Here is a 16,993-nt window from a genome sequence, read left to right as displayed (position 1 = left end):
AGGCTTTTCCAAAGTGACCCGCTGTAAGAGCGGAACCAATAGCCGCCGTTACCCAAATAACGGATATGTACTCGACCCAAAAAAAACGGGGCAATCAAAGATCACCCCAAAGGTACATCGAGAGGCCCTTCAAAAACCCTACAAACTGATCTGCCTGCGCTCCTCATCCGTCAACCGCACCTGCGCCTGTTCACTCAACGGCCCCGCGCCCAACACCTGCACCGGACTGTCCGGGTTATAGCTGGAGGTTTTAGGCTTCGCCGACGACTCCTGCGGCAACGGTTCAGTACCCAGGCTCAACACTTCGACGGTCATGATCGACGGCCGCCCCTGCTTCGCCGCCGCCTGCTGGCTACGCGCCGCATCCTCGACCGCCTGGGACGCCGCCGCCCCCGCCGCACTGGCCGAACTCATGGCCCCGGTGTTCACCGCCGCCGCAACCGGCACCCCGGATGAATTGCCCTGGGTCTGGATATTCGCCGCGTTCACCACACGCAAGGCCGCGATGTTGACGTTGCCCGACACCCGAATCCCCGCCTCGCCCGCATCAATCGTGCCCAACGGCGCGATCAGGTCGATGTCCCCCGCAGGCACTTCCGGGATCGGGTTGAGCGTGGCGATCCCCGCACCGGTACTCGGCACGGCCGGCGACAGGCCCACGTTGCCCCAGTTGTCATAGACACGCTTGGGTGGCGTGTACACCACGGTGGTCTTGGAGCCGCGCCCGGCGTTGATGTCGCCCTCGCTGGTCCAGCCCATGATCGAGCCACCGAAGGTGGTCATGATGCGGCTCTGGCCCAGCAGGATGCTGCCCAGGGAATACAGCTGGATATCCCCGGCGCCCTGGGTGATCACCCCGGCCGTGGCCGGTGGTGCCGCACCTTCGATGCCGAAGGTCTGGTTGCCACCCGGCGTGAGCATCTGGATCGAACCGCCGAAATTGGTGTGAACACCCGCACCACCGAACATCGTGATGTCACCTTTGTAGGTGATCGGGTTACCCGCCACGTCGTGGCTGGGGAACAACGCTGCAATGGCAGCCCGGCCGCGCACATAGCTGCCCTGGCGCACACCGCCCGCCTGGGTGTACTCGCGGCCGGCGGCCTTGAGTTCGGCGAAGTACACATCGCGGGCAAATACCCGTTGCTGTTCAGCAGGCAGCGCCGCGTAGTAAGCACGCGCCTGCTCGGCGTCGCCGACAAAACCGAAACGCTCGACGAGCCAGCCGACCAGTTCGTTTTCGTAGGTCTTGGCGACCTTGCCTGCCTGTATCGACTCACCGGGTTGCGCCAGGTTGGCCGGGTTGAGGTAGGCCTCGACGAAGCGACGGTAATCCGGCCCGTTTGGCCCCACGCCCGCCTGCAGGACGATGCTGGCGCCCGGTCGGGTATCGCCCGCTGCGACGGCGCCCAGGCTGTTGATACCGACCTTGTCCTCCATCTGGATAGTGCGCCCGGCCGTCAACTCCAAGGTGCCGGGACCAGCCACGTTGAAGCTGCTGTAGAGGATGTCGCGGCCCGCGCTGACCACCGAAATATCAGTGGGCACGGTGTGCACAAACAGGTTGCCGGTGAAGGTGTACAGGCCAGTGTCCGCATCGCCGCCGGTAGCCCCGCTCAAACGCGTACCGCTGCTGACGATATCGCGCCCGGCCTGCATCCAGACCGGGCCAGCCCCCTCGTAGTAGGTCTGCCCGAACCGGGGGTCGTTCGACGAATAAATACTGATCGCCCTGCCGCTGTTGACCCCAAGCAGGTCGCCGCTACGCGCATAGAAACGTGCCGGCTCCAGGGCCTCGGTCCAGGCCAGGCTGGCTGTGTTGGGGCCAAAGGCGAACAACGGCGACAACCCGAAGCGCGCGATGCTGCCATCGCTGGACAGGTTGCCGCTGCCAGTGACCGGGCGTAAATCGCTGCCGAACCCCACGAAGGCCGGGTGCAGGATGGTCGCCAGGCTCTGCGGGGTGGCGCTGGAGCGGCTGATGGTCAGGTCGCCGCCATAGATCGAATCACCGGCCAGCAGTTCCAGTTGCCCCTTCGCCGCGGGTGCGAGCACCAACGCTTTGAGTGGCTGCGGGGTTGCGGGATCGCTCGTCGATGCACGCCCGTAGTAGAGGCTGCCGCTTGCGGCCACGGCCCGCAAGGTGGCGGGATAGACCGCCGCCATATCGGTTTCCAGTGTCTGGGTCAGCGGCGTGAGGTTGCCCCCGGCAGAGAACAGGTCCACCGCCGTTCGGTCGGTCCACAGGCTGAACCAGCTCTGGCCAATCCCGTTGACGCCCGCGTTGACGTAGGCCAGGGCGTTCATCTGCGGTGCGCGTCCAGGGTCGGCGACATCTTGCAGCACCAGGTCGCCCCGGGTGGCCAGGCTGAAGGTCGCATCGCCGGGCAGCAGGCTCATGCCCCCCGCCGCCAAGGCCGACGTCGAGCGCAACGGGTCGTAGGCGCGCACTTCGCTGGGGCTCTGGTCCTTGAGCTGGTTGCCGTAACGCAGGGTCAGGCTGCCCAGCGCGCCACCGGTCATCTGCACATGCCCGCGCAGGTTCACCAGCGCACCATTGAGGTGATCGGTGACCACCTGGCTGGCCGGGTTCAGCGCACCGCCGACCCGCAGGTTCAAGTCACCACCGCCGGTGAGTTGCAGGCTGCCATCGGCCGCGACCCGGCCCGTGCTACCCACGGCCAGGATCAGGCCCTCGCTACGTCGGCCGATATTCTGCGCCACCGTAGGCACTGGGTTGAGGATGCCTGCGTCCCCCCCGACATCGACGTTGAGGTTGCCTCCGCCGAGGGTGCCGAAGCCTGTGAACCCCACCATCTTGTCCGACTGTTGACTGGCGACGTAGGAGCCGAAGTTGATCCACCAGGCAGTCGCCTGGGCCTGGCTGCCACTCAGGCCATTACCCTGGCGCCACAACCAGTTACCCACGTTCGCGGAATCCACCCCGAAGTCACCCAACGGACGCCCGCCGCTGATCTGCGCCGGGCTGGTGATATTGCCCGTCAGGTCACCGCCCACTTTCAGCAGCAAGTTGCCGCCCGTGTCCGGGTACCACGCGCGATACAGGCTATCGGCACCACCGTTGACGAGTTTTTCGTTACCCCCCGCGTTGGCCAGTACCTTGCCGTTGCTGCCCAGGGCGCGTTTAAGGTTGTAAGGATCATTGGCCGAGGTGCCAGTGGACGAACTGCCAGCGGTATAAACACCGAACAGAGACTCCATGCTCAGGTTACCCGCAGCCAACAGATCCAGGTCCGCTGCGCCGGTACGGATGACGCTGAATCGGGCGCTACTGCCGGCAACCAAGGTATAGGCGTCCCCATCGGTGGAACAGAACTCAGGAAAATCCGTGCAGACTTCCGGGTAGCCAATACCGACGAAGTCGATAGGTTGGCCTGTCATGCTGTCATCACCGAACCATCCGATAGAACCTTCTTCGGTCCACACCACCGCCGCCTGCCCATACATCCCGTAATGACTGTCGGCCAACCTCAGGTTGCCACTGACCGGATGCGGCTGCAGCAGGCGACTGTCCGCCGCCTCGGTGTCGGCCCCCGCCACCAGGCGAATCGCCCACGACTGCGAACCTTCCTCCAGCATCGGCGCAATCGCCCAGTTCTTGCCCTGGCGGCCGGCATCGGCAACGCGCAGTTGCACCGACTCCACACCGCCCGGCAACTTGACGTCGGTGCCAAACGGCAGCAACGCCCCACGGGGCAGCACGGTGCTGACGGCCAGGATCACGTCGGCGGCCAACGGTACGCCCTTCGGCCAAATCAGGCCGTTGACGCTTATTCTGTCGCTCAGCAGGCTGCCGGCATCCAGGACGCTGCCGGCGGCGAGCGTCTGGCTTTCGGCCAACAAGGTTCCGGCCGCGAACAGCACGTTACCCGAGGCATCCCGGACAGCTGCCGACAACACGGTGCCGGCAGGCAGCACCAGCGGCTGGCTCAGCGTCGCCGCGACCGGCAGGCGAGTACCCGCTGGCAACGACAAGGGCTTGGTCTGCAGATCGAAATTCAGCGTGGCCCCCTTGGGAAACACAGTGCCATCGGCCAGGGTCACCCCACTGCCCGGCACCACCACCGTACCGCCGGTGTAGTCGATGCCCGCCCGCAGTATCCAGCCATTGTCGTCGTCCGTCTCCGATGGCGCAGCGAAGCCGTCGTTGATGCTGCCGTAGATGTTCAGGTCGCCACCGGCGCGAAGGGTCAGGCTGCCGGCTTCGGGCGGCTGGGTCGACTTGAGGCTGGCGTAGCGATAACCCGACAGGTCCAGGTCGCCCTGAACCACCAGGTCGCCGTCCGGCGTCTTGCTGATGATTTCCACGCCTGGACGCAGGTGGAAGGTGTCGCCGTAGGTGGCGTTGTTCAACCCGGCGAGCTTGTTTTGCAGCAGGTTGCTGTTGCCGAGGGCCGCGTTGATGAACGCGGTGCTCAACACATGCTTGGCATCCAGGTACGCCTGGTCGATAGCCTGGTAAGGCTGCCCGTTGGGCGTGGCATCGGTCTTGGTGGGTGCGTCGTCGTAGGTGATCATGCCGTTGAGGGCTATGGAGCGTGCGCCGTCGATGCTCAGGTGCCCGCTGGCGTCGATGGCGATGTCATTGCTGGTGCCGTCGGGGTTGATGATCCGCGGCGCGTTCAACTCCAGGGTGCCACGGCTGCGCCCGTCATTGCCGGTGGCGTCGGTACCGTGGCGCAGGTCGATGCGCGCACCATCGGCCAAGGTCAGTTGGCCGGTACCGGAACTCAGCACAACGGTGGCGCGGTTGGGCGAGTCGATGATCTTGCCGTAGCTGTCTACCCGCAGTTGCGTGCCGTGGGCGTCGAGTACGGCGCTGCCGTCCAGGGTCAGGCCCTGCTTGGCGGCGAGGTTGATCGCGCCCACGCGTTCGCCGCTGGCGTCCACCCGGCCGGTCACGCGCAAGCTGCCGTTGTCCACCGAGACGTTGACGGTACTGGCCTTGACGTCATTGCCGATGACCAGGTCGCCCTGCTTGAGCTGGAAGCTGCGGGCCCCGAACACCTGGCCCTCGTTGAGGCGCTGGTTGAGCGCCGCGAACTGCTCAGTCAACGTACCGCTGGCACCCAGGCGCTGGGCCTGGACTTCCACCGCACCGGCCAGGTACGGCACCAAGGTGCCACCTGCGTCGTAATAACCGTTGGTGCCGGCAACAATCTTGCCCGCGAGGTCGACCATCCCCGCCGCGCTGTCCACGGCCACCGCGCGCAATCGACCGGCCTGGTTGTAACGGGCCGACAGGTCGATGGTCGAACCGGCTGCCTGCACGACGTTTCCTGCGCGGCTTTCCAACAGCACTTCGCCGCCCGCGCTGTACTTGGTCAGGTCGTTGAACGGGATGGCGCGACCGGCGACGTCAATCAAGGCCGCATCGGTCAACACCACGTCACCCCGGGCGCCCAGAGTCACCTTGCCGCTCGGCAATACCACCGCAGTGGCCAGGCGAATGCTGTCGCCCTGCAAGGACAACTCGGCGCCGATGCCGTCGACTTTGCCCACCGGGCCCGCCGAAGCGCTCACATCGATCGCGCCACCGGCAGTGATGCGGTTGACCGAACCGGCTTCGCCCGTCATCAACGGCGTGAGGATATTCAGGTTGCCACCGCTGTAGGAGAAGCCCTTGACGGCATCGTAGGCGCCCTGGCTCTGATACACCGACAGGCTGCCCTTGTGATTGGCGGTGATGCGCTCGCTGGCAGTGAGGTTGACGTTGGCAAAGCCGAGCGCCAGGCGGTCGAAGGACTTCGTGGTGCTCGGTTGGGCGAAAGCCCCATAGCCGAACTCGATGCGCTCGGCATTGATGTCCAGGCGCCCGCCGCCCGTGCCAGCGCCGCCGCCCACCACTGCGCCCGGCGCGGCATCGGTGCCCTGCCAGATCAGGTTGGCGGTGTGGATGGTCGCCACGTCATTGGCCCCGCCGGCGCCGTAAATCGCCGGTGTGGAGAGCATCAGGTTGCTCAGCAGGGACTTGCCGGTCACGGCGTCATAGGTATCCAGGGTGGTGGTGCCGTAGAAATTGAGGCTGTCGCGCGCCGACAGTTGCAGGGTCTCCAGGGCCGGCGCACCGAACTGGGTATCGCCGCGCAGCAGGCGCTCCAGTACTTGCTGGTTGAGGGTCAAGCCCGCTGGCAAGCGATGGCCTGCCGCCGCGTCGGCCAGGGCTTCGGGGCTGCCAACGTTGATGCTGGACACCCCGAGGTTCAGGTGGCGGGTGCCGTAGCGCACTGCATCGCCCATCTGCAAGGTGCTGTCGGTCAACGCGACGATCGTGCCTTCGGAATACAACGCGGTCTGCCCGCTGCATGGCGCACCACTGCACCCGCCCAGCTCGATGCCGCCACTGGTGCCATTGGAGGACGGCGACGCAACGATATTGAGCAAACCGTTGGACACTGCCAGGACATTCGCCAGCTTGTAGACAAAACCGTCGCGGGCGTCATAGCTGGCCTTACCGCGACCGATCGTGTTGATCGACGCGCCTTGTTCCACGGTAATTTTGCCGGAAGTGGTTGCCAGCATGACCTCCGGTGCCGCCAACGTCGCGCCCTCACGCAGAACGATGGAGCTTGAGGCCGCGTTGGTCAGGCCGATGTAGTTGCCGCCCTGGCCATACATCACCACGGTCATGCCACCGACCAGCAGGCGCGCAGCGCCCAGGGCATTGAGGCTGTCGGCCTCCACGCTGATGCCGCTGAAACCCGCGGTGGCGCCCTTGCCCGCCGCGACAATTTCGATGTCCTTGTCAATGCCCCGGCTGGCGTTGGTCAGCGCCACAGTGCCGCCATAGCCACCCTCGGCCGCGTCGAAGCGACCGATGCCCTGGAACGAAAAGGCGTCCGTGCCCGCGCCTGAGCGCAGGTTCAGTTGCAGGGTCTTGGCGTCCACCGGCAGCAAGGCACGGGGCACGCCCAGCCGCGCGGCATCGGCCACGGCAAACTGGGCGTAGCCGGTTTCGTTGTATTGGGAGTAACGACGCAGCGTATCGGCCGAGGTGAGAATGACCTGGCTGAGCGTGCTGTTGCTGATGCCGGTATTGGCAATGGACAGACGCCCAGCGGTAGACCACGAGCCATTGCGCAATGCCTGGGCCGAACCGTCGCTGCCCAGCCCCGCCAGGCCATTGATTTCCACGCGGAAGGCGCCCGGCATCAAGGCATAGTTGGACGGCATCAGCGTGTAGGTGCCCGCCGCCAGGCCCGGTACGCCGGCACCGATGGTGATCTGCTGGCCAATCAGCGGATCCACCGCGCCGCCCTCCGGCGCCACCGGCGCGTAGCCGGGTTGTACACCCGGCACAATCGCGTAGATCGGGTTGGTGCCCAGACCTGGCAACACAAACCCGCCCGTGGCACCAAACTGCACCAACGGGTTGTAGCGGGCATCCGTGGAGCCGCCGCGACCGGAAATGAAACCGGCCCCCAGCAGCTCACCGCCACCGGACAGGTCCACGGTGGCGTCAGGCATGACCTTCAGTGTCTGACCGCCCAGCACAATCCCCACATTGAGGCTGCCGTTCTCGTTGGGAATGGCGCCCTGGCCCAGGAACGTCACCGTCTTGCCGTTGTACTTGTAGACCTGGCCATCCACCGTGCCGCCATAGGGCAGCACCAGGCCCTTGCCGCTCACCGAGGTCAGGCTGCCGGGCAGCAATTCGACGTGGCTGGTGCCCAGGTTGCCGATCTCGATCAACCCCAGCGGTGCACGCACCACCCCGCCCTGCTTGATGGTCGGGCCGCCCAGTTGCAGGCGGCCAAATGCCGAGTAAGGCACCGCTGCGTTGCTGTTGCCGGTGCGCGCGATGGTCAAGGTGCGGGTGGGGTCGAAGTTGAAGCCCGAACCGTCGGCCGCCGCCTTGTTCAGGTAGCCGGCCAACACCCTGGCGCCGACTTCGGTGGTCGGGTACAGCTGCGCTGCACGCAAGGTCAGGTCGCCCCGGGTCAGCAACTGCGTGCTGATGCCCTGTGCGATCACATCCGCACCGGCCCCGGCCAGGAAGCGCAGGTCACCCTGGCTGTTCAGTTGCACATCATCGAAGCCACGACGATCAACGCTCACCTTGCTGGCGTCGCTGTGTGTCAGCTCACTCGTGTTGCCAAACAGCACGTTGCCGCGCACATCAATCAGGTTGCCGCTGGCGTTGAACACGGCTTGGCTGGCACGTTGCGACATGTTGGAGGCCAATACCGGGTGCAGGTATTGGTCCTTGCTCGGGTCCAGCGGTGCCAGGATGCCTGCCAGCAACAGGTAAGGCGCCGACAGGTTGATGCGCGACTGGGCCGCAGCGTTTTCACTCAGGCCCATGGCGCCGCTGTACAGGCGCAGGCTCTGGCCCATGTTCAGCGAGACGTCGCCGTCAAAACTCAGCAGGCCGTTGCTGAGCAAGGCCAGGTTGTCGAAGCCACCGGCGCGGACCTGGTCCACCCCGAGGCGAGCGTGGCCGTATTCCAGGTTGCCGGCCGCATCCTCGGCAGTGCCCGGCAACATGCTGCCTTGATGGGTTTGGCTGATCACCAGTTCGCGAACGTTGAGCACCCGGTCGGTCACGGCAGACTTGAGGTAGTAAGGCGTTTCCAACGCCAGCGACAGGCTGCCGCCTGCAGCACCGGCCCCGCCAGCCCGGGCGACAACGCTGCCATCCAGGTACAGGCCATTGTTGGACGCCAGGCTGATGCTGCCGCCATTGCTGGCCACCTGCACGCGGCCCTGCCCCGGAATATCCAGGGTTGCGCGGGTGCCGGAAGCGTCCAGGCGTGCCCCTTCACGCACCACCACGAACAAGTCGCTGGCCTTGGCAATGCCGGTGGCCAGGTCGATGTCGCCGCCGATACTGATCTTGCCGCCATTGCGTACCTGACCGTAGTAGCGGCCACGGTTGTCCACGGCGCTCACGGCCCGGGCGGCCACGTCGATCAACGCCTGCTCGCCAATCCAGATCGAACGGCCATGGCCTGCCGCATTGGCTGCCTCGGAGCCGACTGCGGTGAGGCCGCCCAGAGTGACGTTGCCACCCCAGGCATTGAGGGTGCCGTTCAGGGTCAGTTGCCCGACGCTGCGCAGGTTGATGCCCTGGCCCGGGTCGACATTGATCACCGCACCCTGGCCTACCACCAGACTGGTCGTGGCCAATTCGGCCGCCGTCGATTCCTGCCGTCCGGCCGTCAGGGTCAGGCTGGCGCCACGGCGCTGGGTCAGCACGCCCTTGGTCGCGTCCTCTTGATACAACGCTGGCGTCCAGCGCTCCAGGGCCGCAGCCGGGTCGCTGCCACTGGGCGTGGCGGACGTCTGCTCGCCTGCACGCAAGACCGGTGTGGTGACATCCACCCGCGTGCCATCGGTGACCAACAGCCCTTCGTTGCCGGTGATGTCATAGGCCGAGAAGCCCTTGTTGAAGAAATCACCGCCCAGTTTCAACGTGTCGGCGGCGGGCGCCGTGGCACTGTCACCGATCTGCACCTTGCGCGCTTGCAACGCCAGGGTGCCGCCACCGTTGACGCCATACCCGCGAACTTCACCGTTGAGCCCCAGGGCGCCGAGCGCACCGAGGGTCACGTCGCCGCCCTTGCCGCCGCTGAGCTTGCCATCCACACCCAGGGTGGCGCCGGAAGACGCGTCCACCACGCTACCCGCGGCGAGGTTCACATTGCCGGAGCTGCGCAACGACACTTTGCCGCCGTTCACATACGCCACGCCGTCACGATTGTTCGGGTCCAGCAGCAGGTTGTTCCAGCGCCCGGTGGCATCGAGCTTGACCCCGGTGGCCACATCAAGCCGCCCACTGCCCGCCAGGATCACATCACCGACGGTATTGCCCGAATTGAGGTTGACCTGGTTGAGGATGTTCCCCGCGTTGATGCTGCCGCCATGGGCCGTCAGGTTGGCGTTGATAGCCACCCCGGGGCCGTACAGCGTGATGTCGCCACCGTCCGCCACCTTGAGCGCACCGTTGACGGTGATCTGTTGCTTGGCACCGACCTTGATCGCGCCCAGTTCCAGGCCGTTGAGCGAGTCGCTGTCGAGCACCATTTTGCCTTGGCGATCGGCCGGCAATGCGGTGCCGAGGTCCAGGCCATCGGCGATTTTCTGAGTATTGCTGTCGATCAGTACCTCATTAGTGCTGGCGCCCAAGGCGTAGCGCAGCGTGCCAGTGGTCTTGTTGTAGATCGGGATGTACTGGCCAATGATCAACTGCGCGCGCTGCGCCCTGGCCTTCTGGGATTGCTGGTAGCCGTCGAGGTTGATGTTCGGTGCCTGGGTCTGGCGATCGCCCTGGAACACATCGCTGATCACCTGGCCTTCGAGCACTGCGCTGGTGGTGCCGATCACCAGCTTGCCGGCATCACGCCCCACGGTATAACCGGCCTCGTAGCGGCGTTGCGGGGCAATCAGCGGGTTGTAGTAATACGCCGTCTGGCCCCAGCGTGCGCTGGCGTCCTCAAAACCCTTGTAGAACCCGGAATACAGGATGTCCCCTGGTGCCTTGGACAACTCATACAAGCGCCCATCGGGGCCTTTGAGCCAGGTCTGCTGGATATACCCGGCCTGCACATCCACGGTACCGCCCGACAGGTTGATCTGTGCGCCCTGTTGGGTCACCACTTCTTTGCCGGTAAAGGTCACGGTGCCGCCCTGGGCCATCCACTCGCCCACCGAATGCCCCTGGGTGCCAAGGTAGCCGCCCACCTCCAGCAAACCGCCGGCGGTGTACCACCGGTCCGTGGCATAGCCGTTGGTGCCGGCCGGCACGAACACCAGCTCACGCAGGTCGACCCATACATCGTTGTTGATCAGTTGCCCGCCGTCGCGGTTGACCGGCGCATCCCGCTGTTCGTTGCCCTGGACGTTGATCTTGATGTTGTTGGATTCCATCGACACCTTGACGCCGACCGCACCCGACACGTCGATCTTCGCCCCATCACGCACCAGGCTGCGCTGCCCGGCACTGACCGCCACCTGGCCACCGGTGGCCAGGGTGATCGAGCCCTTCTGGAAATCCACGGTGCCGCCGCTGACGATCTCGATGCGCGACTGGTCGGTGCGGTCGACCACGGCACTGAGGTTGTTGAACTGGCCGGTGATCTGGTTGGCGGGCGTACCGTCGAGCTTGATCAAACCATTGTTCTTCTGGCTGTCGAGGGCGGTGCTGCCGCTGCTGTCCAACAGGATCGCGGTAGTACTGCCCTCGCCCAGGGTCACGCTACCGGTGGTGTCGGTGGCGGAGTTGAGCAGGTGGATTGTGCCGCGCGTATCCACCGAGGTGCTGGCCAGGGCCACGCCGTTCTGCTGCACCTGGTGCCCGGTCAGGGTGATGTCACCGGTGGAGGCCATGATCAGCCCATTGTTGGTGACTTTGCCAGCCGTGCTGCCGGCTTTGAGGCTGGTAGCCACCTCGTTGCCCCGGGTAGTGGAGCGGTCATTGCCGGTGGTGCTGACACCCTTGCGAATATAGAAGCTGTCGCCAGCTGCCAGGGTGGTCTGGCCCTTGGCCGTGATGATGGTGCCGGCGTTTTCCACCTCGGCACCCAACAGCAAGGCATACCCCCCGGCATCGGTGGACGTGGCCGGGTTGTGGGTCTGGATCAGCGCACCCCGCTGTACTTCGACCTTGCCCGCTGCATCGGTGAAGGTCGGCTGGGTGCCCGTGGCGTCGACGTAGAGGCCACGCTGGGTGAACTGGTCATCGGTGATGGTCGCGGCGGCGGCCACCAGGTTCCGCACGTTGACCTGGCTGGTGCCGCTGAAGACCACACCGTTGCGGTTCATGATCATCACGGTGCCAGCGCCGTTGATCTGGCCCTGGATCTCGCTGGGGCGTGCGTCGGGGTCGTTGACGCGGTTGAGCACCGCCCAGTTGGACTGCTGCTGGAAATCGACCGTGGTGTTGCGCCCGACGTTGAAGGTCTCCCAATTGAGGATCGCCTTGTCGGCGGTCTGCTCGATGGTCACAGTGGTCTTGCCGCCGGCCTGGGTCTGTACCGGGCCCTTGGCGTTGGTCCAGCCTTGGGTCAGGCTGTTATCGACTTGCAAACCGCCCTTGCCGAGGCCGTCGGGAATGTTCGACACCTGGCCGAACGCCGCCTGGCGCCCCGCCGCTTGCGCCGCCTGTTGGGCCGCGATTGCCGCGACACTGGCATTGAGCGTGCTGATGGAGCGCGACAACTGCTGGTTGACCTGCGCCTGCTGGTTCAACGACGGAATCCCCGGCACCTGCCCCGCACCGGTACGGGCTGCCGTCGCCGCCTGGCTCGCGCCCTTGGCCGCGAACCAACCGGAACTGAACGCCGAAGCCGCGTGGGCGTTGCCCGCCACCATCAACAAGGCAATGGCATGGGCCAGGGGCTTGAGGCGCAACACGGGGTGGGCTTTGCGGTTAACCGGGGGTTTGCAGCGGACCATCGGGCATCTTCCTTCGTTGTTTTCGTGCGGGGGCCATCAGGCACGACAGGCTCACGTATGAGAGTTAGGCGGTTGGCGAGGGGCGCGACTGAACTTCTGTCATGCAAAGTTCATAAAGGCCTGATAACGGGTTGAAAACCGCACCCACGCAAAAATCAGCAACGGCGCAGGCCGTTGCTGATCAGGTGTTGCAGGTCTTTGAACGCTTGGGTTACAGCGGACGACCGATACCGTTGCAGACGTTGGTGTTGCCGATGCTCAGGGCGTTGCTGGCGGTCAGGAAGCTACCGCGGATAGCGGCTTTCCAAGCGGTTGGCAGCGGCACGAAGGCATTGGCGGTAATCGCGGCATCGTTGTTGGCCGATGCGCCGTAGTGCTTGGTGAAGAAATCACGCACTTGGGTGGTTTGGGTAGCGTCGGCGTAGCACTGGCTGAAGATCAGGTTGGTGAAGCCCAGGATCGGGTAGCCCGACGTTGGGTAAGGCACGACACCAGCGGTGTTGGCTTTACCGAATACTGGCACCCAGGCGTCTGGTTTGTCGCGGTCGGTAGCGGCAGGCAACGGTACGGCGTTGATGGCGGCCGATACGTTGGCAGCAGCAGGCGAAACGCCTTGAACGTTAGCGGCGACATCCTTGCCTACGCGAGCAACCTTGGTAGCGTCGTCCAGGCCAGCCAGGGTTGGCGCGGCAAAGTCCGGGCTCATGTAGGTGATACCGCCGTCGGCGCCAGCCAGGGCAGTCATCACGCCTTGGCTGCCAGTGGCAGAAACAGCGCCGGCAGGCAGGCCACCGGTGTAGCTGGTGCCGAAGGTGGTGGTGACGTTGAAGGTACCGGTTTCAGCGCACTTGGCGTTGAGGAAACGGGTGAACAGCTCGGTAGTGCCGCTGCTTTCGCTGCGGTAAACCACTTTGATCGCACCCGTACGACCGGAACCGGAGATGCCGTTCCAGTCAACGATACGGCCCGAGAACACACCGCACAGCTCGTTGACGCTCAGGTCAACGGCTGCAGTACCGCTCTTGTTGAACGGGATAGCCACGGCGGTGCCCACGGACGGCACCTGGATCAACTTGCCCCAGGTCGGTTGCTTGGCAGTCGCGTAGGTCGACAGTTCAGCGGTGGTCAGCTTGGAGTCGCTACCGGCCCAGTGCACATTCTTGTCAGTAACGCCGGCCACGAACTTGGTGTAGTCATTGTTCAGGAAGGCAGCCTTGCCGTTGCCGCTGCCGACGCCGATGTAGGGAGCGAAGCCGGCGGTGAGTACGCCGGAAGTCTGGTACAGCGCCTGTGGCAGGGTAGCACCGCCGCCGTTGATGTCAGCCATTGCAGCCTGGGCCGAGCACAGTGCAGCGAGGGTCATGGATACCGCGAGAACGTTGCGCTTAAACATGAAGAAGCTCCTTTCGTCGTGTTTGTACGTTTGGGGTAGATGGCTCTTGCATGACGCCATGGCTCCAATCCCAAGCCGTGTACTGGGGGTGACTGGGGGGTGAAACCATGGGAGAGAAAGTCGCAGTTTCCGATGACGGTTGTGGGAAAAAACCTCGGGAGAAAGGCGTTGATTTTTAAAAAGATTCTCGGGTGTTTTGGTCATCGTTTTGAGCGGTTTGGCGGGAGGTGACAGCGAGGTTTCAGGCGGGTTTGCTGGAAGCGGCGTAAACCGGAAAATATGACGGAATGAGGAACCCGAGGATGAGAGATTTGGCGACGGGAGCCAAAAAGGCACCGCGGAAAAAACCGTAGGAGCCGGCTTGCCGGCGATCGCGGTGGGTCCGTTTCGAATGAGCGAGCAGACAGGTCGCAATCGCCGGCAAGCCGGCTCCTACAGTATCGGTGCAGTCAAGTGACCAGTTGGTTGATCTCGATGATCGGCAGCAGCACCGCCATCACGATCACCAGCACCACCGCGCCCATCACCACGATCATCAGCGGCTCGAGCAACGCGGTCATGCCCATGGCGCGGCGCTCGATATCGCGGGACAGGGTTTGCGCCGCACGCTCCAGCATCGGCGGCAGCGAGCCGGTTTTTTCGCCACTGGCAATCAGGTGGATCAGCACCGGCGGGAAGACTTTTTCCACGGCCAGGGCCGGCGCCAGGTTGACACCTTCACGCACCTTGGCCGTCGCATCGTTGACGCTCTGGCTCAGGCGATCGTTGGACAAGGTCTGGCGCGCCGCCTCCAGTGCGCGCAACAGCGGCACACCGGCGCCGCCGAGGATCGCCAGGGTCGAGGCGAACCGTGCGGTATTGAGGCCCAGCACAAAGCGCCCGATCAGCGGCAAACGCAGCACGCGGCTGTGCCAGTTCAAACGCGCCACAGGGTTGCGCAGGTACAGGCGCCAGCCCCAGAAACTGCCGACGATCCCGGCAAAACACAGCCAGCCCCAGGCGCGAATGAAGTCACTGGCGTTAAGCATCGCCAGGGTCAGCCCCGGCAAGTCCTGGCGCGCCTGGGAAAACGCGCTGACCACCTGGGGCACCACGTAGCTCAGCAGGAAAATCACGATGCCGATGGACACCAGCCCCACCACCCCCGGGTAAATGAACGCGGTGAGGATCTTGCCCCGCAGGTTGTTGCGCTCTTCGATGTAGTCGGCCAGGCGCTCCATCACCTGGGCGAGGTCACCGGACTCCTCCCCCGCCGCGATCAGCGCCCGGTAGATCGACGGGAAATCCCGGGGCCGCGCCGCCAACGCATCGGCCAGGCGCATGCCGCCACGTACATCGGCGCGCACCGCGCTCAAGGTCTGGGCGATGTGTTTTTTCTCGGCCTGCTCCACGGTCGCACTCAGCGCCGCTTCCAGTGGCAGGCTCGCACCCAGCAGGCTGGCCAACTGGCGCGTGGCCCAGGCCAGGTCGTTGTCCGACAGTTTGGCGGCGAACAGGCTGCTGCCGGCCGTCGCTTGAGCGTTGCCTTCGACCTGCACCAGCAACGCAGTCAGCCCACGGCTGCGCAAGCTGGCAAACGCCGCGCTCTGGCTGTCGGCCTCCACATGCCCGGCTTCGACTTTGCCGCTGGCATCGGCGGCTTCATAGCGATAGCGATTCATCAGGCGTCCCGTGTCACACGCAGGATTTCTTCGGGCGCGGTGGCGCCGCTGCGCACCCAGCGCTCGCCGTCTTCACGCATGCTGAACATCCCGGCACGGCGCGCAGCCACGCGCAGGTCCTGCTCACCGGCGCCCTGGTGGATCAGGCTGCGCACATCGTCATCGACGCAGAACAATTCATGGATACCGGTACGGCCGCTGTAGCCCACCTGATTGCACTGGGCACAGCCCACCGGGCGCCAAGTGCCAGGCGCAGCGGGATCTTCCTGCTTGCAGTGCGGGCACAGGCGGCGCACCAGGCGCTGGGCCAACACGCCCAACAGCGACGAAGCCAGCAGAAACGGTTCGACGCCCATGTCGATCAGCCGGTTGACCGCCGACACCGCGTCATTGGTGTGCAAGGTTGCCAGCACCAGGTGACCGGTGAGCGAGGCCTGCACGGCGATTTGCGCGGTCTCCAGGTCGCGGATCTCACCGATCATGATGATGTCCGGGTCCTGGCGCAGGATCGCGCGCAAGGCCAGGCCGAAGGTCATGTCGATCTTGGCGTTGACCTGGATCTGGCTGATGCCCGGCAGGTCATACTCCACCGGGTCTTCCACGGTGAGGATATTGCTGGTACTCGCATCCAGCCGCGCCAGGGCGGCGTACAGGCTGGTGGTCTTGCCGCTGCCGGTGGGGCCGGTGACCAGCACGATGCCGTGGGGTTGGCGGATCAGCGTGTCCAGGCGGGCCAACAGCTGCGGCTCCATGCCCAATGTTTCCAGCTGCAGGCGCCCGGCTTGCTTGTCCAGCAGACGCATGACCACGCGTTCGCCATGGCCGGTGGGCACCGTGGATACCCGGATGTCGATGGGCCGCCCGGCCACGCGCAGGGCAATGCGGCCGTCCTGGGGCAGGCGTTTTTCGGCGATATCGAGTTGGGCCATGATCTTGATGCGCGACACCAGCGCGCCGTGCAGGGCCTTGCGGGGCGAGACCACGTCACGCAGGGTGCCGTCGACGCGGTAGCGCACCACGGAGTGGGTTTCATAGGGTTCGATGTGGATGTCACTGGCTTCGTCGCGGGCGGCCTGGGTGAGCAAGGCGTTGATCATGCGAATCACCGGGGCGCCGTCCTGGGTGTCGAGCAGGTCGGTGACTTCGGGCATGTCTTGCATGAGGCGGTCGAGGTCGACCTCGTTTTCGGCGGCGCCCACCACGGCGGCGGCGCTGCCGGTGTCGGCGTAGGCGCTGGCGAGCAGGCCGTCGAGCTCGTCGTCGCGCACGTGGTCGATGGGGGATTGGCCGAACTGGCGTTGGACTTCGCTGATGGACCAGCCGGGGGTTGAGGGGCACACGGTCAGCAGGTGGCCGGCTTCGGTGGGGCGCAGGAGGATGCGTTGGGATTTGGCCCAGGCGTAGGGGAGCAGGCTCATTGGTTTGGCCCTGTTTTGTGTACATATCCGTTTTTTGGGTAACGGCGTCTTAGGGTTCCGCCCTTACGGCGGGTCACTTTGGAAAAGCCCCAAAGTAACCAAAG

The 16,993-nt window shown here is 64.9% G+C and carries 4 protein-coding genes; all 4 read right to left on the bottom strand.

The features are described 5' to 3' along the window. Positions 1 to 138: 138 nt before the first annotated feature. Positions 139 to 12,417, bottom strand: coding sequence for a filamentous hemagglutinin family protein (locus tag HX792_RS27705; protein ID WP_176999069.1), 12,279 nt, complete (start codon positions 12,415 to 12,417; stop codon positions 139 to 141). Positions 12,418 to 12,628: 211 nt separating this feature from the next. Further along, positions 12,629 to 13,810: a substrate-binding domain-containing protein gene (locus HX792_RS27700; RefSeq protein ID WP_176999068.1), complete on the bottom strand. Its 1,182-nt coding sequence runs from the start codon at positions 13,808 to 13,810 to the stop codon at positions 12,629 to 12,631. Positions 13,811 to 14,259: 449 nt separating this feature from the next. Next, on the bottom strand, positions 14,260 to 15,471 hold the full coding sequence (gene gspF, locus HX792_RS27695) for a type II secretion system inner membrane protein GspF (RefSeq protein ID WP_176999067.1): 1,212 nt from the start codon (positions 15,469 to 15,471) through the stop codon (positions 14,260 to 14,262). Further along, positions 15,471 to 16,889 (bottom strand): type II secretion system ATPase GspE, encoded by a 1,419-nt coding sequence (gene gspE / locus HX792_RS27690; protein ID WP_176999066.1) that lies wholly within the window; start codon positions 16,887 to 16,889, stop codon positions 15,471 to 15,473. Before gspE ends, gspF begins: the two co-directional genes overlap by 1 nt. Positions 16,890 to 16,993: the final 104 nt, after the last annotated feature.

It is taken from the genome of Pseudomonas sp. B6002 (assembly GCF_013385985.1).
In the GTDB taxonomy this organism is placed as follows: Bacteria; Pseudomonadota; Gammaproteobacteria; order Pseudomonadales; family Pseudomonadaceae; genus Aquipseudomonas.
The sequence above is the reverse complement of the archived record's forward strand: the minus strand, read 5'-3'. Positions and strand labels throughout refer to the sequence as shown.